The sequence below is a fragment of the Bacillus sp. THAF10 genome, from assembly GCF_009363695.1.
In the GTDB taxonomy this organism is placed as follows: domain Bacteria; phylum Bacillota; class Bacilli; order Bacillales; family Bacillaceae_I; genus Sutcliffiella_A.
On sequence record NZ_CP045403.1, the window covers coordinates 3,671,903 to 3,695,307 of the forward strand.

15 protein-coding genes and 1 pseudogene are annotated in these 23,405 nt (G+C 37.1%); 5 read left to right on the forward strand and 11 right to left on the reverse strand.

Annotated elements, in window-relative coordinates; translation table 11 throughout:
* Positions 1–41: 41 nt before the first annotated feature.
* The 3 genes and pseudogenes from FIU87_RS18810 to FIU87_RS18820 form a co-directional block, all read right to left on the reverse strand.
* Entirely contained in the window at positions 42–1,112 is a 1,071-nt protein-coding gene (locus tag FIU87_RS18810; RefSeq protein WP_152445998.1) for a CdaR family transcriptional regulator, read from the reverse strand.
* A gap of 592 nt (positions 1,113–1,704) precedes the next feature.
* Positions 1,705–3,174 (reverse strand): annotated as a pseudogene (locus tag FIU87_RS18815) (IS1182 family transposase); the annotation flags it as partial.
* 160 nt (positions 3,175–3,334) lie between these two features.
* Positions 3,335–4,441: an SLAP domain-containing protein gene (locus FIU87_RS18820; RefSeq protein ID WP_152446000.1), complete on the reverse strand. Its 1,107-nt coding sequence runs from the start codon at positions 4,439–4,441 to the stop codon at positions 3,335–3,337.
* A 348-nt stretch (positions 4,442–4,789) separates the two neighbouring features.
* On the opposite strand from FIU87_RS18820, the gene FIU87_RS18825 reads away from it, so the two are divergent.
* The 4 genes from FIU87_RS18825 to FIU87_RS21305 all read left to right on the forward strand — a co-directional run bounded on the left by FIU87_RS18825 (position 4,790) and on the right by FIU87_RS21305 (position 6,459).
* Positions 4,790–5,083, forward strand: a complete 294-nt coding sequence (locus FIU87_RS18825) for a hypothetical protein (protein WP_152446001.1) — start codon at positions 4,790–4,792, stop codon at positions 5,081–5,083.
* Entirely contained in the window at positions 5,084–5,335 is a 252-nt protein-coding gene (locus FIU87_RS18830) for a hypothetical protein (RefSeq protein ID WP_152446002.1), read from the forward strand. It abuts the gene before it with no gap.
* Between the two features lie 168 nt (positions 5,336–5,503).
* Complete coding sequence (locus FIU87_RS18835; protein ID WP_152446003.1) at positions 5,504–5,932, forward strand: Imm26 family immunity protein; 429 nt, start codon at positions 5,504–5,506, stop codon at positions 5,930–5,932.
* Between the two features lie 290 nt (positions 5,933–6,222).
* Positions 6,223–6,459: a hypothetical protein gene (locus tag FIU87_RS21305; RefSeq protein ID WP_152446004.1), complete on the forward strand. Its 237-nt coding sequence runs from the start codon at positions 6,223–6,225 to the stop codon at positions 6,457–6,459.
* A gap of 46 nt (positions 6,460–6,505) precedes the next feature.
* Here FIU87_RS21305 and FIU87_RS18845 read toward each other — a convergent pair whose 3' ends face one another.
* Positions 6,506–6,742 carry a tautomerase family protein gene (locus tag FIU87_RS18845; protein ID WP_301538638.1) on the reverse strand — a complete coding sequence of 79 codons (237 nt, stop codon included), beginning with the start codon at positions 6,740–6,742 and terminating at the stop codon, positions 6,506–6,508.
* A gap of 1,071 nt (positions 6,743–7,813) precedes the next feature.
* Between FIU87_RS18845 and FIU87_RS18850 the strand changes: the two genes are divergently transcribed.
* On the forward strand, positions 7,814–14,452 hold the full coding sequence (locus tag FIU87_RS18850; protein WP_172971118.1) for a 5'-nucleotidase C-terminal domain-containing protein: 6,639 nt from the start codon (positions 7,814–7,816) through the stop codon (positions 14,450–14,452).
* A gap of 1,966 nt (positions 14,453–16,418) precedes the next feature.
* Here the strand turns inward: FIU87_RS18850 and FIU87_RS18855 are convergent.
* From FIU87_RS18855 to FIU87_RS18880, 7 genes are all read right to left on the reverse strand, one after another.
* Entirely contained in the window at positions 16,419–17,696 is a 1,278-nt protein-coding gene (locus tag FIU87_RS18855) for a helix-turn-helix domain-containing protein (protein WP_152446007.1), read from the reverse strand.
* A gap of 88 nt (positions 17,697–17,784) precedes the next feature.
* Complete coding sequence (locus FIU87_RS18860) at positions 17,785–18,072, reverse strand: AAA family ATPase (RefSeq protein ID WP_152446008.1); 288 nt, start codon at positions 18,070–18,072, stop codon at positions 17,785–17,787.
* A 122-nt stretch (positions 18,073–18,194) separates the two neighbouring features.
* Positions 18,195–19,268: a serine hydrolase domain-containing protein gene (locus tag FIU87_RS18865; RefSeq protein WP_152446009.1), complete on the reverse strand. Its 1,074-nt coding sequence runs from the start codon at positions 19,266–19,268 to the stop codon at positions 18,195–18,197.
* Between the two features lie 79 nt (positions 19,269–19,347).
* Positions 19,348–19,476: a hypothetical protein gene (locus FIU87_RS21610; protein WP_301538639.1), complete on the reverse strand. Its 129-nt coding sequence runs from the start codon at positions 19,474–19,476 to the stop codon at positions 19,348–19,350.
* A 186-nt stretch (positions 19,477–19,662) separates the two neighbouring features.
* Positions 19,663–20,733: a serine hydrolase domain-containing protein gene (locus FIU87_RS18870; protein WP_172971120.1), complete on the reverse strand. Its 1,071-nt coding sequence runs from the start codon at positions 20,731–20,733 to the stop codon at positions 19,663–19,665.
* 243 nt (positions 20,734–20,976) lie between these two features.
* On the reverse strand, positions 20,977–22,050 hold the full coding sequence (locus FIU87_RS18875; RefSeq protein WP_152446011.1) for a serine hydrolase domain-containing protein: 1,074 nt from the start codon (positions 22,048–22,050) through the stop codon (positions 20,977–20,979).
* Positions 22,051–22,172: 122 nt separating this feature from the next.
* A complete protein-coding gene (locus FIU87_RS18880; protein ID WP_152446012.1) occupies positions 22,173–23,246 on the reverse strand; it encodes a serine hydrolase domain-containing protein in 1,074 nt (357 codons plus the stop codon).
* Positions 23,247–23,405 lie beyond the last annotated feature (159 nt).

Genomic DNA, 23,405 nt, shown 5'->3' on the forward strand with positions numbered 1-23,405 from the left:
AGAATTATTAAATGATGTTTTTTGTGCACTTTGTACATAATTCATAACAACTCTGAAACATACAATGTTGTTGCATCATAAAAGCTACGAGGATTATAGCCGGTTATTTGTTCAATTTTGTTTAATCTATACAAAAGCGTATTTCGGTGTATATATAGCGCTTCTGCTGCTTGCTTCACATTCAAATCCTGTTGGAGGAATACATGTAGCGTTTCTTTCAATTCTTCACTAAGATCCAACTGAATTCTTTTTTTCACTTTTACTTTCTTTTTTATGTCAATCTCATTTAATAGTACTGCAACCTCTGAATCTTTCACTGTCGAAATGCGCTTATTTGAATACTGTATAGCAGCTGTAATTTCAGAATATCCCTCATGAATATCATTAATACTTTGTACCTCATACCCAGTAGCACCTTTTACAGATGAAAAATACAAAGTTAAAACCTCATCTAAATGTTTCATAATGGATACTAAATTGCTTTTTTGAGAATCACTTACAATAAAAACTAATGTTTCTGTATCTACAAATCCATAGATCGTTTTCCTTTCATCTATGCGCTCACCTATTCGTTGATAAATATTGTGAATGTCAATCACACTAGTATTCTTCACTTTAAAAATAATGACATGACACGGAAACTCCAGCTCGTAATCTAGCAATAACAATTTTTGTGTAATTCGTTCAATGTTTGGTGAACGATGCAGCATTTCGTCTAATAAAAACTCTCTCATTCGATATTTCCAATCTACTTCTTTCATCACAATAATCTGCTGAATCATTAGTTCTGTCATACTCACGACTAACGAAGCGATATCTCGAATCGTTTTCGGAGCACCTGATATACCAATCACACCTACAATCTTCTGTTGAAAATGGATGGGCAGATTCACCCCTTCCTTTACACCTTGCCAATCAGAAACATCACGATCATGAATCACAATCGGTTTCCCCGTTCGAACCACTTCCAAAGCTGCTTCATGATAAGTATGAACCCTCTGTTGATCACCCGAACTAAGAATCAATCCAGTCTGATCCATTATATTGATATTATGATTCAACTGACTCATCGTCTTCGCTACAATCTCATCCGCAATCTCTTTCGTAAGCATCTATCCGTCACCTTTCTTGTGGAACAGGGGGACAGGTCCCTTGTCCCATTTATTTTTAACTATACCACGCGAAAATGGTGGTGCATTTGCAAAAGACATTCAACTATTAGAATTATTGATTAGATATAGAGAGATGCACGATAGAACATGGATTCGGTGAAGATCTTCTTTTGTGACATCTTATCGAAATGAATAACCGTCAAAAACGCTGGGCATTGTCCCTACAGTAAATGAAAAAATAGCAAAATGCAGGAGATCGTTTTTACCGATTTCCTGCATTTTGCGTTTTTTGGTGTATTAATTTTTGCTGTTTTCCCCCCGATAAAGGAATCACACAAGCTATGTTTTATACACTACGCTCTGTTTCTCGACCTGTCTCCACCGTTCTATCCTTTCTAAAATCAAGCGATGGAATACAGGATGAAATTGTTGATTTTGGTTGGGGGGTGTTTCATTTACGGGACAAGGGACCTGTCCGAGACTACTGAAAAAGGGGCTTTTTTATAAGCTGTTAAGCACAACGGTTTCGTCTTTCACTTTTTTTCACAGGAAATACCAATATATTGGAAAATAATCCGGGACTTAGTCCCTTTTTAGAGGATAGTATTGCTGCTATCCTCTTTAAATTTACGGCTAATGCAGTTAACTTGGCTTGTAAGGCCATGCTTTTTAGATCGTACCATTTGGCACGATCTAATCCATGGAAATTTTTCATCTCGCCATTTTTCCATTCTTGGCAAGCTCTTTTCCTGTATTCTTCTTTAAACTCATCCATTTTTTGTTCCTGGCTGTATTGATAAAATTCTGGAGTATTTATTCCCAATTCTAATACTCTACCTATTGTCTTACCAGTAATACAAACCTCTCGGATGGGACAGTGTCGACATTGTTCTTTTTCAAAGTAATATTTGTAAGCCTGTCGGTGCTTACCTTTCTTATGATGCTTTCGTATAGTGTTATTGCCCTGGGCACAGAACCACTCATCTGAGTCTTTATTATAACTAAATAAATCTTCATCAATTTTATAAGCCATTTCACTGACTGGTATGTAGGACTTAGCCTCAATTTCTTTAATTTTATCGAGTATCGGTCTTCGAAAATAAGCTTTATCACCATATACCTTTTCTATCTTTAAGCCACTCTTTTTCGTTAACTCTATTAAATCATCAAAGTTCTTTCCATCCACATAAGCTCCATCATCCACATGAACAGCTGTAATAATTCGGTCTTCTGTTGTAATCATAAATTCTGTTTTGTAACCAAAAAAATGAGAGGTTTTACTCTTATGCCCAACTCTAGCGTCCTGGTCTACAATGGACCGAACGCCTTTTTGCTTCATAAATTTAGGGTCCGAAACGATAGCTTTGGCATTTTCAAGTAGTGCCTTAACTTTTGGAGAATTCTCCAAACTAATTGTTTTTTCTACTTTCTGAATAGTTTCATCGAGGTAGGATTTCATGACAGCTTTAGCTTCTTTATTATTTTCTATCTCTTTATAGTTTGGAATGTCTTGATTAATTTCCTCCGGAACTTCACCACATTCCTTCTCCACCGTCTTGAAAATCTTTTTTGCCAATCTTTTCATGACTCTTTCAGCCGTACACTTAAAAGTGTTTGCCTCTGTATGGGTGGTATCAATGCTTATACCAGATCCTTCTAGAATCCCTTTGTCCACGCATTGCCTTATTATCTCTACAATAACTTCATCAACCGTTAGGTTGCCCTCTAATTTATTTTTACGAAATTTTGTTAACAGACTGGAATGAGGAAGATCATCATCTGGGTTTACACCTAAGAAATACATGTAAGCAAGGTTTAAAGAAGCATCTAAAATCACTTGCTCATCTGAGAGGTTATATAGATATTTAAGTACTAACAGTTTTACCATAAGTTCAGGTTCTTTGGCAGGACGGCCATAATATTTACAATATGATTTCTCAAGAGCCTCATTGATAAAACTGAAATCAATTTCGTCTTTGAGTAATTTGAGTTTATGATTTTTAGGGATTTTATTGTATAATACTGAGTAGATGCTTAATTGCATATCCTTGTCTTTAAGCATAAAAGAAAACCTTCCTTCTCTTTGATTAATTGGTTCTTGGTCGATTCAATTATATCAAATTTAGGAAGGTTTTCTTTTTTTTATTTATCATTTTACATTTTTTAGGTTGAGTTTTTCAGCGGTCTCGACCTGTCCCTCCGTCCCATCCCTCTGTCCCAATTCACTCTTCCGAATAAATCAAGTCCGACCAGATCTCCAAATCTCCATGTGCCAGAAACTCTACCATATTAGTGACGAAGAATGTGTCTGGACTGAAATTGATGGTAGCAAAGCCAGAGGAACCAGGTTGAATAATTCCTACATCAGTAAAATCCACGTTTTGTCTTGCTAATTCATAGTCAACCAGCTCATCGTTTTCATCCAGCACCGGAGAATAAAGTGACAAGGTGCCATGAATATTGCTTATCGGTATATCTAATCCGTTGCGAATGAAAGCATGAAGAATGACATTGTCGCTCAACAGACTCTCTTTATACAATGAAAAATTGTTAATCGTTATATAATCCTTTGGAACATCACCATACTGATTCAACACTTTTTGCATGAGATTCAATTCCTCTTCAGAAAAGTTGTCCCGCATTGCATCCGTGTACATGAGTGGCTGATCAGGTTTCGAATCCTCCATTGATTTGATTTCCGCAAGCACGGAATCGGACCATTCGGACGGGAGTAAAGAGTTCTCCCTTTTCAACTTTGCAAGCTCTTTGGACCATAAGAACACGTTATTCACATCTAGAATTTTTTCTGGCTTCTCACGAGGGTTAAAATGGGAAAGCATGATATAGTCTAACTTGTCTATTTTCCAGACCTCGTCCACTTTCTTTAATACAACAAACGCTTCCCCAGCACGGTTGTAATTATAAATAACATCATATTTCTCAGCATTTTGCTTCAAACGAAAGGTCGCCAACACTTCATTTTCTTTTTGATAGAGGACTTTGATTTGCCTTGTTAAAGACGTAGTAGTTTTGAACTCCATCATCTTTTGAACGACATTCGCCTGCTCCTCATTTGGCGGCGCGTCAAACAACTGCCAATATCCAGTAGAGTCTCCTTCTTCCAACAGCTTGAAATGCTGTTGAATAACCTCCTCCACCGCAGCCAAAGCATCAGCCTCCGTTATTTCAGGTGGTTTCTCTGTCTCTACTTCTGCACTCGCAACCTCTGTATTATCTCTCTCTTCCGTCGCTACTTTTTCTTTGTCACTACAAGCAGCTAACATACTCCCAATCAAAAGCACCGCACAAGGAAATAGTATTTTCTTCACCCTTCAACCCCCTATTATGTAGAAATACTGTTAAATTATACTATAAAATAGGCCTAAAGTGTCAGAAAATAAAGAAAATACAACTAATAGATTAGCAGAATTTTAGAAATTTATATGTTGGAATCAATGTCAAATCCAAGCTATATTTTTAGTCCCGTGGATGGACGCATAAGAATAATAATAGATAGTGGTTATGTACCTAATAATAGAGTCATTGCAATAATAGATGGCAGCACGTATCTAGGGTAAAGAGCCAAAGATATATTCAAGTTCTCACTTGTAACATCTTTTCTCTTACTTAAGACTTTACATCAGGAATTCCACATACATATATAGAGGTGTAAAATAATGACGTTTTCTGTAAAAGAACTTTTATATGTATTAGAGGTAATAAGAAAAAGACAAGACTATAGATCAGCATCTGATTTATTAATGGAGTTTTTGAATGTGTATGATGCTTTAGGTGATGAGAAGCAGAAAGTTTATAATAAATATGAAGTACCTGCTGATGAAACGTTGTTTAATGAAGTTGCTTATCGAAATGAAACTAGAAAAATAGAGTCTACGTACTATTCGTATTTACTTCCTATTTACAATAAGATGACCCACCCTTCTGAAAAGGAAGTAGCCTTTATTTTCTAAATGAATGTAGAAAAAAATCAGGAATTTTTCAATGCAGATAATGAATTAGATTATTTCCATCAGATTCCTTATATGTTGCGGTCTTATTTAGCATTTTCATTAGGAGCTTTAACCGGACTTGGAGCTGAAGAGGTATTGAAAATATACAACTCTGAACCTACCAATCATTACGATAATTATAATGAGTATGCCGAAGAACGTGATTATGAAGGTGATTATGACTGTTATGGCGATGACTACGATGATTACTAAGAATACATTGTCCCTCTTAAACTACAAAATATAAGGATAGGTCCCTTGGTCGTTTGTAAGCTGGGGGACCTATCCTTTCACCCATTTCATTAAAAAATGAAAAAATTGAATATATATCATTAATTATTATAAAATTTTCTACATTAATTATTTTTTGGGAGAATCTAGATGAAACGTAAACGAATTAAATTAGGAGATGTATTTGCTGTTCCCCTACCTAATGGTGAATACTGCTTCGGTAGGAGATTTAAAGATGCAGGAATCGCCATTTACAAGTATATTGGAAAATCTTTAGCAGATACTCCCCCTCAAGACGATTATCAATTTATTGTCGGGGTATACGAAGATGTACTTAGATCAGGGGAATGGCCATACATTGAGATTCTTCCATTTCATAATGAAGAGGAAGCCTGGCCTCCTCCCTCTTGCATCATCGATTCCATAACTGGTGATTATTCTATCTACTATATGGGTGAAATAAGAGATGCCGGTAAAGAAGAATGTGTTGGTCTTGAAATAGCAGCGGTATGGGAAGGTAGTCAAATTATTGACAGGATTATGGGAGATGATAAGTGGCATAGGGATCCCTTAAAGTAGTTTGCTAAACATAGAGATACATTTAAAGATTCATTTGATAAATAACAAGTAAAAGATGTCCAAATGGAATTAAGGGGATGGCGTATGCAACCATCCCATTTGTAGTTAAGAGTTGTGTTAGTGTAAGTAAGTTAAATGAAAATGATACACCGAAGGATCAGGTTGCGAACCAGAAGGTGTGTCCAACTTCTACAGGATACAGATTAAAAGGAACTTAAATATGAAAACTTCTTCAAGACCACAAACATCAATTAGGATGGTTTCTAAGAAGTTTAGATTACTATATCCTCGTGAAGATAAATTTAATAGCTTCATTGAAAATAGGGATTGTGATACAGGAGATTGACACATTACAAATATTTTTTGATACTGACTTAACTGACGCTGATGTCGTGAATATCTTAGATCTTAATGGTGGTATCCTTCAAGTAGAGACTTCTTTTGATTGGTATGAATTTTCTAAACTTGAATTTTCAAAACAACAAGTAGACCTTTTGTTGTTAAGACTGGAGAGAGTGCGCCTTTGAACATGGATTAACATCCCGTAGTATTACTAAGTAAAGATAACGACTATTATTTATCTTTCTTTCTAAATTCATCCGTTAGCATTCCACTAAATCCCCAGCTTTCCTCATCTGTTTCATGAATCACCATATGAGTATGCTCAGGCTTTTTTCCAAGGGTCCTTTGTAAAGTGTCGGTAAATTCTCTAACGATTTGTTCTTTTTGTGCTCGTGTCGCACCTTTTGTTATGTGTAAGTGAACGACTGGCATTTTACATCCTCCTTTTCCTTCATAAGTCTGCTCCATTCTTACTTCTACATTATAAATGGTAAAGAGGAAAGAAGTAAGGATAGAACGATTTTTATTTATGCCACCTTTTAATCAGACGCTGTGTTAGCGTTAAATGTTTATTTATACTTTTAGATTAGATTGTCATAAAATTACAGCCTAATCGATTGTCTTGAATTTACCAACTCGTAGTAATCAGAACTTTACCCAACCAACACTTAAGCCCTCCATCATGGAAGGAGATCGGGTATTAATTAAGGTGGATTCCGCATCAGTAAATCAATATGAATCGCTTCCCTACATAAATTATACAACTATACCCTGCGAAAATAGTTGAGCGAAGTCGAACCTCATTCACCCCTTTATTGAAAACAAAAAAATCTTGCTTAATCGAACGTTCGTTTAAAAAAAGCTATGGAGGAAAAACTTCTTCTGTTTGTACGTGTGCCCCCACAAAAACTTTCCCAATATACCACGCGAAAATAGTGGAGAATTCCCGAATGCAATTTAGCCCCGACACAATAACCTCAAAAACAAATTTTAACCAACGTTTGTTTGAATATTACTATAGGAATATATATAACAGATTATGAGATCTGCCCCCCTTCCCACTTACTCCATCCCCAAAACGGGACAAGGGACCTGTCCCCTCGTACCACCTAAGGAAGGATAAGGAAGGTTTTACAAGCAGAAATTGTATTTACACTTATTTATTTCCAAACTATAATAATAAGGGGGAATTTTGTTTGAAAATACTAAATAAAGTCGAAATACAGATTTTTTTCGATGTTGGTGTAGTCACACCGTTTTTTGTATGTATGGTTAGAAGTCTAGTTATTAATTTTTGAAAATTATCATTTTTTGATATTGTGATAATTCTACTATTTTTTACAATAAATTATTACTAGATTCATAATTGGCCTATATGATAAACGATGGGGAGGCTTTGTTGCGTGTAACTAAAGTAGGTATTTAGTCATATATGCTTGATTTTTTCAACTAACAAATATTCCCTAAAGGCACGAAAGAAACATGATGGCAACAAGATTTCACAAGCGGGTTAATTATTTTCAAAATGGGGGGAAAAGAATGAAAAGGCGACATCAAAGGAGTATAAGTATTGTCACGCTGATTTTCTTGATCACAAGTTTATTTGCGCCAGTGGCTAATACGAATGTAAAAGCTGCAAGTGTTGTAGCTACTGATCTCATTATTTCCGAATATATTGAGGGCGGTTCTTTTAACAAAGCAATTGAACTTTACAATGGAACAGGAGCAGAAGTCGATCTTAGCGGCTATACTCTTGAACATTATAATAATAGTTCGAGCGCTACTACAGGAACGACCACAACTGATAAGGTATTATCATTAGAAGGAAAGCTTGCAAATGGTGATACATATGTTATCTCTCGATCTGATGCACATGCTGATCTTGTTGCTGCTGCTGATAAACTAGACGAGAGTAAACTAGTTATTAACTTTAATGGAAACGACCAGGTTGTCCTGAAAAAGAATGGACAAGTGGTAGATTCCATTGGCCAAGTTGGCTCTGTTGCTGATGTCCTAAAAGATGTTTCTCTTGTTAGGAACAGTGATGTTGCATCAGGAGATACCACCATTGATGATGCGTTTGATAAAGCTACGGAATGGACTGACCTAGGGAAAGATATTTTTACTGATATCGGTAAACATACCTTTGGAACTCCTGAAGAGCCTACCGATCCTGAGCCAGAGCCAGAGCCGGTGGATCCAACCATTACTCTTGCTGAAGCACGTCAATTAGGTGCTGGCAAAACGGTAACGATTGAAGGTATTGCAACGACGAATACAAACCTGTGGGGCGGAGATTCATTTTACATGCAAGATGCAACTGCAGGAATGTTTGTTTATAACAGTAAAGCAAGTGTAAAACCGGGAGATAAAGTGAAGCTTACCGGTGAATTAGTGACTTATGCTAATGAGTTGGAGATTAAACCAACGAAACAAGAAATTCTTTCATCTGGAAATGAGCTTCCTGCTGTTCAAGTGGTGACAAAAGTTGATGAAAGTACACAAGGTGAATTATTAAAATTTGAAAACGTTACCATCTCTAACATGACAAAGGATTCTTATGGAACTGCTACGTTCCAAGCGGTCTTTGAAGGCGGAGAAAGCGTTACCGTTATTCACGACAATCGTACAGGGTCCAATTACGATGAACTAATCAAGCACTACAAAGAAGGAGATAAAGTTCATCTAACAGGAATTGGGTCTATTAAAAATGATGTCTATCATTTAAAAACTCTTGGTCTAGAAAGCTATGATTTAGTAAACAAGCCAGCTGTTTATGCAACTCAAGCACAAGGAGTTGTTCCAGCGGGTACGAAAGTGGAATTGAAATCCGGTACAGAAGGTGCTGAAATCTTCTACACAACGGATGGTTCCGCTCCAAGTAAAGATAGCACAAAATACACTCAACCAATTGCACTAGAAACTGGTGAAACGACCATTAAAGCGATTGCAATTGCAGAAGGTACGGAGAGCGACGTATTCAGCTTTACCTACAAAATCCTGAATACAGAAGGAATCTTTATCCATGACATCCAAGGAAAAGGTCATGTTTCCGAATATGATGGAGCCTCTGTAACAAATATCACAGGTGTGGTAACGCATGTATTTGGTACAAGTAGCTTTGTTATGCAGGATGTGGAGAATGCCGATGAGGATAGCGCTACTTCTGAAGCAATTGAAGTATACCTAAAAAATCATGGCGTTACCGTTGGAGATAAAGTATCTGTTAACGGAACAGTAAAAGAATATGGTGGAGGCTCTAACCTCTCCAAAACTCAAATTACTGGCACAGAAGTAACAAAAACAGGTACAGCTGACCTCCCTGCTCCTCTTGTAGTTGGGAAAGACATTGTTCCGCCAAACAAAATTATCGATAACGATAAATTAGAATCATTTGATCCAAATGAGGATGGCATTGACTTCTGGGAATCTGTTGAATATATGCGTTTGTCCTTCCCTGATGCGCTTGTAGTTGGACCGCCATATGCTGGTGATGTTCCAATTATTGTTGGCAGCACAACGAATAACGAAATAAATGTTATGGGTGGATTAAATATCGCAAAAGACGATTACAATCCTGAGAAAATCATGCTTGATAATGTTGGAAACAACTTTAAATCCGGCGATCAATTTGATGGCGATGTCGTTGGTATCCTTTCTTACGCAAGTGCAGGCTACCAGCTAGTAACAGATAAGGATACCTTGCCTACTGTTATTCCATCAACGATTGAACCTGAAGTGACTCATATTGCACCTGCAGAAGAAAAATTAACGGTGGCAAATTACAATATTGAAAACTTCTCAAACAACCCAGCAAACACACCAGATGCAAAAGTAGCAAGAATCGCAAAATCATTTGTAGATAATATGAAATCTCCTGATATCATTACGCTTGTTGAGGTTCAGGATAATGATGGCCAGACGAATTCTGGTAATACAGATGCGTCCGAGAGCTATGAGCGCTTAATCTCTGCAATCAAAGCTGCTGGTGGTCCTGACTATAAATGGACAGATGTTGCACCAGAAAACAATTCAAACGGTGGTGCACCAGGCGGAAATATCCGTGTTGGTTACCTATACAACCCTGACCGTGTATCTTTAGTAGATGCAACGAAAGGTACAGCAACTCAAGCGAATGCATGGTCTGAAGAAGGTGCTTTAACACTTAATCCGGGTGTTATTAATCCTGATGCATTCTCTGATACACGTAAACCGATTGCTGCTGAATTTGAATTCCAAGGTGAGCGTGTTGTTGTAATTGGAGCTCATCTAAATTCAAAAGGTGGAGACCAATCTCTATGGGGAGCAAATCAACCTCCTGAATTGGGATCTGAAAGTGAGCGTCTCCAATTAGCACAAGAAATTAACAATTTCATTGATGCTGGTCTTGCAAAGAACCCTGCATTGAATGTGGTTGTAGCTGGAGATATGAATGATTTTGAATTCACACCAGCACTTGAAACACTTAAAGGCGGAGTATTAACGAATATGGTAGATTTAGTTCCTACAAAGGATCGTTTCTCTTATTTCTACCAAGGTAACAACCAAGTTCTAGATCACGTTCTAGTTTCAAATAATTTAGTGTCCTATACTTCTGTTGATATGATTCATATCAATGCGAACTTTACGGAAGACCAAGGCCAGGCATCTGACCATGATCCTGTATTGGTTCAACTGGATTTAACAGGACCAGACCTAACGATCATTCATACCAATGATACGCACTCTGCATTGGATTTGATGCCAAGAACGATTACAGCACTAAAAGAGCTTAAAGCCGTTACTCCAGATTCCCTCGTTCTTCATGCAGGGGATGTATTTGCTGGAACCTTGTATTTCAATGAATTCCAAGGTGAAGCGGATTTAGCCATGATGAAATTAATGAACTTTGACGCAATGACGCTTGGGAACCATGAATTTGACTTAGGTGCTTCAGATGAAGGCCATCAAGCATTGGTTAACTTTATTAAGGGAGCAAATTTCCCATTATTAGGTGCAAACATTGACTTTTCAAAAGACGCAAAATTTGACGGATTATATAGTGACTCTATTGAATCCGCCTATGAAAATGGCAAAATTTATGATGGTATCATCAAAGAAGTAAATGGAGAAAAAGTTGGAATCTTCGGTTTAACAACAGAAGAAACGCACGATATCTCCAGTCCTGGTACTATCGAATTCCAGAACTATCTTGAAGAAGCGGAAAAAGCAGTTGATTATTTAGAAACACAAGGTGTTAATCGCATTATCGCTTTAACACATATCGGATATGACGACAATTCCGCAGTTGATAACGATTTAGTCCTTGCTGAAAAAGTAGAGGGAATTGACGTAATTGTAGGCGGACACAGCCATACAACACTGACAAAACCTGTTGTTGTAGCAAAAGATGCTACTCCAACGATCATCGTTCAAACGGGTAATTCCAACAACAACCTTGGTGTGTTGAACGTGGACTTTGATGAGGATGGGGTTATTACAAAACATGATGGTAAAGTCATTGCCATCACAAGCAAAATTGCCGCTGATCCAGAAGCTGTAGAAGTGCTTGCTCCTTATAAAGCACATGTAGAGGCAGTAGCAAATACAGAAATCGGTGTGACGACATCGAAAACGTTAGAAAACCCTCGTACAGGTGGCGACAATACGAAGCCAAGTGTACGTAGAAATGAAACAATCCTTGGTAACCTAATTACCGACGGAATGCTTACGAAAGCAAAAGATTTCACTGGTAAGAATGTCATCATGGCCCTGCAAAATGGTGGCGGTATCCGTGCGGCAATTAGTGAAGGTCCAATTACAGTTGGAGAAATCATTACAGTTCTTCCATTTGCTAATACATTGGCAACAATGGAGTTGACTGGTGCTGAGCTAAAAGAAGCATTCGAACGAAGCGTAAGCCAATATCCAGGGGAAAATGGTGGTTTCTTACATGTATCCGGAGGGAAAGTAGAATTCGATTCTTCCAAACCTGCTGGAGAACGTATCAGATCCATCAAGTATTTAAATCAAAATGGTCAATATGTGAAAATTAAGAACGGCGAAACATACACGATCGCAACGAATGCATTCACAGCGAAGGGCGGAGATGGATACGACGTCTTTGCGAAAGCTTATGCAGAAGGCCGTGTAACCGATTTAGGTCTATCTGATTGGGAAAACTTCCGCAATCATTTAGCAAGTCTTGGCAGTGAGGGAATCCCGACAGAACTTGAAGGACGTATTACAGATGTAAAAGGTCTATTCGATCTAACGGTGATGCATACAAATGATACTCACTCTGCATTAGAAAACATGCCTAAGACCGTGACAGCTATAAAAGAAATAAGAGCAGAAAACCCGAATGCACTTCTTCTTGACGCAGGAGATGCATTCACTGGAACCCTATATTTCAATGAATTCAAAGGTCAAGCTGAGCTTGCATTAATGAACCTAATGGGCATTGACGCAATGACATTCGGTAACCATGAATTTGATTTAGGTGCTTCATCAGATGGCCATCAACCATTGGCTGACTTTGTGAAGGGTGCGAATTTCCCATTTGTAAGTGCAAACGTTGATTTCTCAAAAGATGCGAAATTTGACGGACTATTCAATGACTCCATTGAAGAAGCTTATGAAAATGGTGAAATTTATAATGGAATCATCAAAGAAGTGAACGGAGAGAAAGTTGGTATCTTCGGTTTAACAACGGAGGAAACAGCAGAAATCTCAAGCCCAGACTCCATTACATTTGAAAACTATCTGGAAGAAGCAGAAAAAGCAGTTGCATACCTAGAATCTCAAGGCATTAACAAAATTATTGCACTGACTCATATCGGATATGACGACAATGCAGCAGTTGATAATGACTTAGTACTTGCAGAAGAAGTAGAAGGCATTGACGTAATCGTAGGTGGACATAGTCATACCGCACTGTCTAAGCCTGTTGTGGTAGATACTGATGACACTCCAACGATCATCGTACAAACTGGAAATGCAAACAGCAACCTTGGTTTGCTAGACGTTAGATTTGATGAAAATGGTGTCGTAATCGAAAACGAAGGCCAATTAATTGCAGTTAGCAGCAAAACAGCGGACCCTGAAGCAGTAGAAGTATTGGCACCATTTAAAGCTCAAGTTGATGCGGTTGCAAATGAAGAAATCGGCGTATCAACTCCAATTGAGTTAGAGAACCCAAGAACAGATGGCGACAACACAAAGCCAAGTGTACGTAAAAACGAAACAATCCTAGGTAACCTAATTACTGACGGCATGCTTGCGAAAGCGAAAGATTTCACTGGTAAGAATGTCATCATGGCATTGCAAAATGGTGGTGGAATCCGTGCAGCAATCGACAAAGGTCCAATCACGGTTGGAGAAATTATCAAAGTCCTTCCGTTTGCTAACACACTAGCAACGATGGATTTAACGGGTGCAGAGCTAAAAGCAGCATTCGAAAGAAGCATCAGTCAATATCCAGGTGAAAATGGCGGTTTCTTACATGTATCAGGTGGAAAGATCGAGTTTGATTCTACGAAACCTGCAGGCGAACGTATCGTGTCCATCAAATATCTTGATGAAAATGGTCAATACGTGGAAATCAAAGATGAAGAAACTTACACAATCGCTACTAATGCATTCACAGCAAAAGGTGGAGACGGATACGACGTCTTTGCAAAAGCTTATGCAGAAGGCCGTGTAACAGATTTAGGCTTATCTGATTGGGAAAACTTCCGCAGTCATTTAGTGAGCATTGGAAGCGACGGCATTCCAACTGAAGTGGAAGGTCGAATCATCGATGTAAGCGAAGAGCCAGGCGACGGTGAAGAGCCAGGCGATGGCGAAGAGCCAGGCGATGGTGAAGAGCCAGGCGATGGTGAAGAGCCAGGCGATGGTGAAGAGCCAGGCGACGGTGAAGAGCCAGGCGACGGCGAAGAACCAGGCGATGGCGAAGAGCCAGGCGACGGCGAAGAACCAGGTGACGGCGAAGAACCAGGTGATGGCGAAGAGCCAGGCGACGGTAAAGAGTCAGACGACGGTGAAGAGTCTGGTGAAAAACCAGGCAAAAAACCAGCTGACAAAGACAATAAACTTCCGAATACAGCAACAAATACGTTTACGATTCTATTAATAGGATTATTACTAGTTGTGGCTGGTGGGGTTGTATTCTTTGTAAATAGAAGAAAAGCAGCTTAATATTAATGAAAAGAGACTCTGTGAGGAGTCTCTTTTTTTTGAGGATTCATTAAGAATGCTGATTTCACTATCTCCGTGTAATTTTCAAGCAAGGCAACAAAATAGTTGGCAGCAAACCTCATTGGTAATCCTGCAATTTATTTAGGACCATATTGAAAACCAAGGTTCATTTAAATGGCTGTTGATGGCAATGCCAAGGATCTGGGTGGGTTGTGAAGATCCAGGGTTAAAATGGATATTGCATACAACTTCATCGTAACAATAAAGGTTAACCAGATTAATGAATTCTTCTTAGATAAGCGTGTCAATTAGTTTCAATTTTCTCCTTCATGATTGAATTTTTTCATTTAGAATGGTATTTGCAATTTTGGTTTAGATGGTCCTTCCCTCCTTAAAAAAAACAAAAAACCTTTACCAACTGCATGGTAAAGGTTGAAAATTCAAAGATATATCCCTTTACCATCATGGCAAAGGTCTCGCAAACAACGTCAACGTTGCCAGTTAAGCCGGTGATATTCCTATCACGTATTGTCGACATAACTGTCAGCTACTCCCCTTTGGAGTATATAAGCTTCATTTAAGCATAGCACGAACTCACGTGCTACTGAGAATATCATATTATGTTCTGATTTTTTTTGCAAGAGAAAAACTGTGAAGTTATTCTGATGACAAACATTTGGGCGAATCATTCATTCACAATATAAAGTATACTATGAAAGATGCTCCCCAACTTACTAACAGAAAGGTAACACTAGCCAACGAATAGGGACTTTTCCAATTGTATAAAGTTGACTTAATGTTATACTCTTCCCTTCCATTACTGTTAAATCTATTAATTGTTGCACTATAATTTTTACTAGCTTGTAAAGAAATACTTGAAAACCAGGAGATAATAAAAAAGCAGAGGCTCAAAAAGAACGTTGTTTCTAGCAAAGTCCACTGGATAATGTTAGCTACTATTATAGAAGCTGTAATCATGAAAATTAGATAGAAGATATATAAATAACCTCTAAGCCTTTGCTTAGATATTCTTCTTTCTAACATTGTTAATAGTTTATTAGAAACAAGTATAGTAACAATAATGAAGGTTAATGAAATAATAGTTATTGCTACCTTTAACAAGAAGGACACTTCCATATCATCTCCTCTATGAAGTTTACTCTTAAATAATTATACAACTATACCACGCGAAATAAGTTGAGCGCAGTCGAACGGCATTTACCCTTTTATTGACAACAAAAAAATGCCGCTTGATCGAACGTTTGTTTAGAAATAGCTATATCAGTAAATGTTCTACTTATTGTACTTGTACCCTCCTGTTCCCCCAAAAACCCTATTACGCCGCATGTTTTCACTACCTACTAAAATTTCTAAACTTCATCATCACAAATACTTTCCTAATATACCACGCGAAAATTGTTGAGGATTCCCGAATGTAAATGAGGACCTACATATCAACCATAAAATCAGATTTTAACTAACGTTTGTTTAATAAGAATTATATAGACATAGTTATCTTATGTAAGCTAGTGAAAAGAATAAGATTAGTAACAGAAAATAGTACGTATACTTTTCTCCCTTTTTTCTGGGTTGCCCTTCTATTAATTTGTATAGAAGCAATACTATTAAGATTGATAAAATAATTGGGGTCACAAGTTGTTCCATACAAATACCCTCCAGTCCTAATAACATTGATGCTAGATTTCCAAACAGGAAGAGCCATGCTTCCTTCAGCATTTCATAGATCCATAACTGCCCACCAACCTAAAATAGCAACATCTAAGAAACGACTCTTTACTTTGCAATCATTCGATATTTTACTGTCCAAACTCGATTGAAGTAAGAAAAAGAGGGGTAAAGAAAGCTGCATGTCTGCAGTCTTTACTCCTCATTTATTGCTTAAGCTTTTTTGAATAGAGTAGAAAATAGTTACTTCATTTGTGTCTGATAATAGTGTTGAACAACCCTATTTTAACAAGCTAGCGTCTTTAGATAGTTCTATTGTTTTTATTAAATACTCACTGGAGGCTTTGTACTTTTTCTTAGAAAATAGATACATAGCTAAGATTTTTGTATATTTGATTACATATTCTTTTCTTCCTGAGTTTTGGAAGAATAGAATGCCTACCTTTGTTATGTATTCTTCAAAAATAGCGGCATCAGATATTAGGTGAAGATAAATGGTGAAATGTATTTCATATTCTTTATTTTGGAATTGAAGAGCCTTCTTTAAGCCTTTCTCAGCCCACTCTTTTGTCAAAATATAGTCGTTTAGGTGATAATATTCAATTACAAGAGAATGATACGAATGCAAGGTTCTCTCATCATCTTCCTTCTTTTTTTCTAATGAACGTAAATAATATTGAATTGCTTTCTTAGAATTCCCTAAGTCAGAATTTACATTTCCTAAATTTTGAAGGGTCATTGCTTCTAAATAGTCATTTTTGCTTATTTTGCAGATTGATAGAACGGAGTAGTAGCATTCTTCTGCTTCGGTAAATTCCTTCAATTTTCTGAAATTTATTCCGAGTATCATATGGCATTCAGCAGATCTTTCCATGTCATAGATGGATTGATACATTTTCAAGGCATTTTCTGCGTAAGAAATCGATTTATAAATCCTCATTGTTTTACTATTTAATAAGGCTAACTGATAATACAAATCCGCACTATCTTTCCTATTGATTTTAACGGCATTTGAAGTTACCTTGTTTTCTGCTTTTTCCAAAAAGGCCATAGAACGTGAATAATTTTGATTAAGGTAATGATACAATGCTAAAGTTCTAACTAAAATATATTCTGACCTGGATGGTAGATTGATAGAAAGAGACTTTAGGTCATTTACTATTCTTGTACAATCAGCCATTTTCTCCATATACAAATAGTATCTAAGTTTTATTATCATAAAATGAAAGATGTTCTCTGGATGCTGTAGCTTTTCCTCCTTCTCGATTTCAGAACGACAGGAATGATATATTTCATTTAAAAGGGAAGTATCCCCTGCTATCGCACTTTCATAAAGCTTATAAAGCTGTTCTTGAAAAAAAGTATGGTCGAACTTTTGTAATGAATCTCTTGTGAGGTTTAATCTTTGTAATAATAAGTCCACTACTAGATCATCTGCGGAAATCTTGTTGTTTTCTATTTTGGAAAGATAAGAAATGGATACTATTCCATTCGAGAGTTGTTCTTGAGATAAGCCTTGTTTTTTTCGGTAATGTCGTATTACTTCACCTATATGCATACAGAACACCTTTACATATTTTTCAATAATTATACCATTATTTCACTAATTAAAGGTTAATTTTGTAAAAAAATGAAGTTTCATGTATTTAAGAAATGCACATTAGGGTTTCTTCCGAAAGGTTTACGACTCTATCAGCTTTTTCTATAATACTTTGATCATGCGTAACAATAATGATAGTGATATAGCTGCTAATTCTCTTCAAGGTCTCCATGACCTCATTTATTCTATTGGAATCCAAATTTGAAAAGGATTCATCTACTATTAACATTTCTGGTGTACTAGCTATTCCTGTTGCGATAGATATCAGCTGCCTCTCACCACCTGAGAAATCATTCAAATCTTTATCTTTTTGAAAGCTAGAAATTAGGCTCATTCATTTCGAAATTACGATTAAGGTTTTGAATAATTGTCAAACATTCATCTCGTGCACTTAAGATATCTTCATTTGACTTAACTATTTTGTTAGTGAAAGCCCAATCATTCGTCTCTACCTCTTCACTGCTTTATTTCTATATAGTCAATCAAGTAGTTTCTCATTAGTGCAAAGTAAATGCTATCATCATTGTCAAGAATTCGCGCTGTAAAAACGACGACTAAGTCCTCTTCAGGTATGATAAATAAGTTTTGCCCTTTATCACCATAGCCAAAGAAGTATTCCATTCCACCGGCATACTTACCTACCCACCATTGGTAGCCATATCCGTCTGTGTATGGGCCCCTATGCTTTGAATAAATTTTTGTACTTTCCTCTACCCAACCTTCTGGCAAGAGTCTTTGTTCTTTCCAAATGCCATCGTGTAACATTAAGTAGCCTATTTTAGCCAAATCATAAGGGGTAATATACAGTCCTCTCCCACCTCTATGGTACTCGCCATGTTTTTCCCATTCGTATTTCTTTATTTTTAATTGACTAAAGAGATTTTCTTCTGCATACTCTAACAATCCTTGACCAGTTGCTCGTTCTAAAATGATGGCTAAAATATCCGCTGTTCCTGAGCTATAAGTGAATAGTTTATCAGGCTCTTGAACAAATGGTTTAGTTAAAACATAATCAATCATATCTCTTTCTCCAAACCTTGCAACTTCAAAGTCTTGATTCCATTCAAGACCAGACCTCATCGTCAATAAGTCTTTTATGGTAAGGGTTTTAAGCGTTCCGTAATTTTCCATATCCTTAATCTCGGGGATGAAATCTTCAATGTGCTGATCTACATCTTCAATATGCCCGTTATGTATAGCCATTCCCATGAGGATAGAAACAACACTTTTTGTTATCGAATTAACGGAATAAATCGAGTCATTAGAATTTAACCCATGTCCGTAATCCACTACGACCTTTCCTTCCTTGATGACAAGCATGGTATATATCTCTGGTCGTTTTTCCAGTGCATGTAATAGGCCTTGTTTCCTGTCCTCAGGAAAAATCAATTCATCCTTTTTTGCAATTTCCCAGGTTTCTTCAGGATAGGGAATTTCCACCGTGCTGGAGGCTTTTTTGGTGAAAAAATGGTAACTTACAATTAAGATTAAACAAAGCAACAGAATGAATCCCAGAGGTTTTTTCATCATGTAACTCCCATTAAATAATTTTCAGTACAAAATATAATAATAGAAAAACAATAATTTATTCTTCTTTTTTCTAAATAGCTTATCGGGTTATTTCAGGTGGATAAGGACGAGCGCCACCACCTCTATCACCACTTCCTCCGTTTCCCGGATCAATATGACCAGTCATTCCTTGTGGAGATACTACTAAATCACTTGTAACTAATTCCATGTTTATCACCACCTTTCTTAAGTTAATTATATGGAATATTACACCTTTTCTGTATTGAGAAAATTATCGATTTTTGAGCGATTAATCTATCAAATTTATATAATTTTTATCAAATTTCCAAACCATTTTTATTCTACAATTTTCATTGCTTTTTATGGTTACAAACTGAAAAGTCTCATGAGCACTTCACCGCTTAATTTCTATATGATCAATTAAGTAGTTTCTCAGTAATGCATAGTAAATATTTATGTCATTGTCTAGGATGCGAGCTGTGAACACGACGATTAAATCCTCTTCAGGTATGACAAATAAACCTTGCCCCATATCACCAGATGCAAAGAAATACTCTTTTCCTCTCCCATATTTTCCTATCCACCATTGGTAGCCATACCCGTCAGTGTTTAAATAGCTCCCATCAGAATAAATATTGGTGCTATCCTCCACCCAACCTTCTGGCAATAATCTTTCTTCTTTCCAAACGCCATCGTGTAGCATAAGGTAGCCTAATTTAGCCAAATCATATGGGAGGATATACAGTCCACTTCCGCCTTTATATTGGTCTCCACGTTTTTCCCACTCATATTTATCAATTTTTAATTGACTAAATAGATTTTCCTCTGCAAACTCCACCAGAGTTTTACCAGTTGCCCGTTCTAAAATAATTGCTAAAATATCTGTTGTCCCTGAGCTATAAGTGAATAGTTTATCAGGATCTTGAACGAATGGTTTAGTTAAAACATAATCAATCACATCTCTTTGTCCGATCCTAGCAGTTTCTAAATCTTTACTCCATTTGAGTCCAGACCTCATCGTCAATAAATGTTTTATAGTTAGTGTTTTAAGTGTTTCGTAATTTTCCATTTCCTTAATTTCAGGTATAAAATCTTCAATGGGCTGCTCAACATGTTCAATATGCCCTTTATGTATAGCCATTCCAATGAGGATAGATACAACACTCTTGGTTACCGAGTTAACTCGATAAATTGAGTCGTTAGAATTTATTCCTTGCCCGTAATCTATTACTACCTTGCCTTCCTTGACAACAAGCATAGTGTGAATCTCTGGTCGTTTTTCCAGTGCATGATTTATCCCAGCTTTTCTTTCTGCCGGAAAGGTTACTTCATTCTCAATAGCAAACTCCCAATCTTCTTTTGGAAAAGGGACTTCCATTGTACTGGATGTATTATCGATAAAAGAATAATAACTTACAAAAAAAATGAACCAGATCAACACTATGACTCCAAGAGTTTTTTTCATAATTAAACTCCTTGTTAAATTAATGAGGTACATAGTTGGAAAATTTGATAAAAGAAAAAAGAAGAACATAAATTATTCTCCTTTTTTCTACTAAATTATGGTGTAGGTTCTGGTGGGTACCCTCCACCGCCACTACCACTGCCTGGGTCACTTGAACCTCCTCCAGTTCCTGGACCAAATGTGTATTGGAGTTCCTTGTGGGGTTACCACTAAATTACTTGTAACTATTCCCATGCTTTCACTTCACCGCTTTATTTCGATGTAATCAATTAAGTAGTTTCTCAGTAATGCATAGTAGATGCTTAGGTCATTGTCTAAGATACGGGCTGTGAAAACAACGACTAAATCTTCTTCAGGTATGACAAATATGTTTTGCCCTTTATCACCATAGCCAAAGAAATATTCCTTTCCTCCGGCATACTTACCTACCCACCATTGGTAGCCATACCCGTCAGTGTTTATATACCTGCCATCAGAATAGATGTTGGTGCTTTCTTCCACCCAACCTTCTGGTAACAACCTTTCTTCTTCCCAAACGCCATCGTGAAGCATCAGGTAGCCTAGTTTAGCCAAATCATATGGAAGAATAAACAGTCCCCTTCCGCCTCTATAGTGCTCTCCTTGCTTTTCCCACTCGTATTTATCTATTTTTAATTGGCTAAATAGATTTTCTTCTGCAAAGTCTAGTAGGCTTTGACCAGTCGCTCGTTCTAAAATGATGGCTAATAAATTGGATGTTCCAGAGTTATAAGTGAATTGTGTGTCCGGCTCTTGCACGAATGGTCTATTCAAAACATAGTCAATCATATCTCTTTGCCCTTTATAAGCAGTTTCAAGGTTTTTATTCCATCTAAGACCAGACCTCATCGTCAATAAGTCTTTTATGGTAAGGGTTTTAAGCGTTTCGTAATTTTCCATGTCCTTTATTTCAGGGATAAAATCTTCAATGGGCTGATTTGCACCTTCCATATGTCCGTTATGTATAGCCATGCCGATGAGGATAGAAAGAACACTCTTTGTGACCGAATTAACAGAATAAATGGAGTCATTGGAATTTAACCCATGCCCGTAATCTACTACTACCTTTCCTTCCTTTATAACGAGCATGGTATGAATCTCTGGTCGTTTTTCCAGTGCATGTAATAGGCCTTGTTTCCTGTCCTCTGGAAAAATTACTTCATCCTCACTAGCAACCTCCCAACCTTCTTCTGGATATGGAGTTTCTATCGTGCTGGATGCTTTTTTTACGAAAAAATAGTAACTACTATATATAATTAGACTGAGCAATAGGGTGAATATCAGGATTTTTTTCATCATTTAACTCCTATAAATAATTTTCAGTGCGTAACAAAAGCAGAAGAACAATAATTTGCCAGCTCAGAAAACGCCTTCAGTATTAAAATGTTTCCTTTGCTCGATAATCATTAGTATCTACCTCTTCACCGCTTGATTTCTATATAATCAATTAAGTAGTTTCTCAGTAATGCATAGTAGATACTATTGTCATGGTTTAGGATTCTTGCTGTGAACACGACAATCAAATCTTCTTCTGGTACGATAAAGATGTTTTGCCCCAAACCACCAGATCCAAAGAAATATTCCTTTCCTTGACCATATTTACCTATCCACCATTGGTATCCATATCCATCTGTTTGGTTATAGCTGCCATCAGAATAGATGTTGGTGCTTTCCTCCACCCAGCCTTCGGGCAACAACCTTTCTTCTTTCCAAACGCCATCGTGTAGCATAAGGTAGCCTATTTTAGCCAAATCGTATGGAAGAATAAATAGGCCCCTCGCGCCTCTATAGTGCTCTCCTTGCTTTTCCCACTCGTATTTATCTATTTTTAATTGGCTAAATAGATTTTCCTCTGCAAAGTCCAGTAGGCTTTGACCAGTCGCTCGTTCTAAAATGATGGCTAAAATATTGGATGTTCCAGAGTTATAAGTGAATTGTGTGTCAGGCTCTTGGACGAAAGGTCTATTCAAAACATAGTTAATCATATCTCTTTCCCCTCTATAAGCAGTTTCAAGGTCTTGATTCCACCTGAGACCTGATCTCATTGTCAATAAGTCTTTTATGGTAAGGGTTTTAAGCGTTTCGTAATTTTCCATATCCTTCATTTCAGGTATAAAATCTTCAATGGGCTGATTTGCTTCTTCAATATGCCCGTTATGTATAGCCATGCCGATGAGGATAGAAACAACACTTTTTGTTACAGAATTAACGGAGTATATGGAGTCATTGGAATTTAACCCATGCCCGTAATCTACTACTACCTTTCCTTCCTTGATGACAAGCATGGTATGAATCTCTGGTCGTTTTTCCAGTGCATGTAATAGGCCTTGTTTCCTGTCCTCTGGAAAAATTACTTCATCCTCACTAGCAACCTCCCAATTTTCTTCTGGATATGCGATTTCTACCGTGCTGGATGCTTTTTTTACGAAAAAATAGTAACTTACCAATAGGATTAGACTGAGCAATAGGATGAATAGCAGCGTTTTTTTCATCATTTAACTCCCATTAAATTATTTTCAGTGCGAAATTCTATAAATGAAAAAAAGAAGAAGAATAAATTAATTCTCCTTTTTTCTGATTACTTATCGTGTTGGTTCAGGTGGATATGGACAAGCGCCACCACCTCTACTTTCTTAAGTTAATTATATGAAAGA

What these genes read in the sequence shown, in the direction of transcription:
- FIU87_RS21610 (WP_301538639.1), bottom strand. Translation starts at nt 19,476, where the DNA reads ATGGAATTAGTTACAAGTGATTTAGTAGTATCTCCACAAGGAATGACT.
- FIU87_RS18835 (WP_152446003.1), top strand. Translation starts at nt 5,504, where the DNA reads ATGAAACGTAAACGAATTAAATTAGGAGATGTATTTGCTGTTCCCCTA.
- FIU87_RS18850 (WP_172971118.1), top strand. Translation starts at nt 7,814, where the DNA reads ATGAAAAGGCGACATCAAAGGAGTATAAGTATTGTCACGCTGATTTTC.
- FIU87_RS18810 (WP_152445998.1), bottom strand. Translation starts at nt 1,112, where the DNA reads ATGCTTACGAAAGAGATTGCGGATGAGATTGTAGCGAAGACGATGAGT.
- FIU87_RS18865 (WP_152446009.1), bottom strand. Translation starts at nt 19,268, where the DNA reads ATGATGAAAAAACCTCTGGGATTCATTCTGTTGCTTTGTTTAATCTTA.
- FIU87_RS18855 (WP_152446007.1), bottom strand. Translation starts at nt 17,696, where the DNA reads ATGCATATAGGTGAAGTAATACGACATTACCGAAAAAAACAAGGCTTA.
- FIU87_RS18825 (WP_152446001.1), top strand. Translation starts at nt 4,790, where the DNA reads ATGACGTTTTCTGTAAAAGAACTTTTATATGTATTAGAGGTAATAAGA.
- FIU87_RS18870 (WP_172971120.1), bottom strand. Translation starts at nt 20,733, where the DNA reads ATGAAAAAAACTCTTGGAGTCATAGTGTTGATCTGGTTCATTTTTTTT.
- FIU87_RS18845 (WP_301538638.1), bottom strand. Translation starts at nt 6,742, where the DNA reads ATGGAGCAGACTTATGAAGGAAAAGGAGGATGTAAAATGCCAGTCGTT.
- FIU87_RS18875 (WP_152446011.1), bottom strand. Translation starts at nt 22,050, where the DNA reads ATGATGAAAAAAATCCTGATATTCACCCTATTGCTCAGTCTAATTATA.
- FIU87_RS18830 (WP_152446002.1), top strand. Translation starts at nt 5,084, where the DNA reads ATGAATGTAGAAAAAAATCAGGAATTTTTCAATGCAGATAATGAATTA.
- FIU87_RS18860 (WP_152446008.1), bottom strand. Translation starts at nt 18,072, where the DNA reads ATGAGCCTAATTTCTAGCTTTCAAAAAGATAAAGATTTGAATGATTTC.
- FIU87_RS18880 (WP_152446012.1), bottom strand. Translation starts at nt 23,246, where the DNA reads ATGATGAAAAAAACGCTGCTATTCATCCTATTGCTCAGTCTAATCCTA.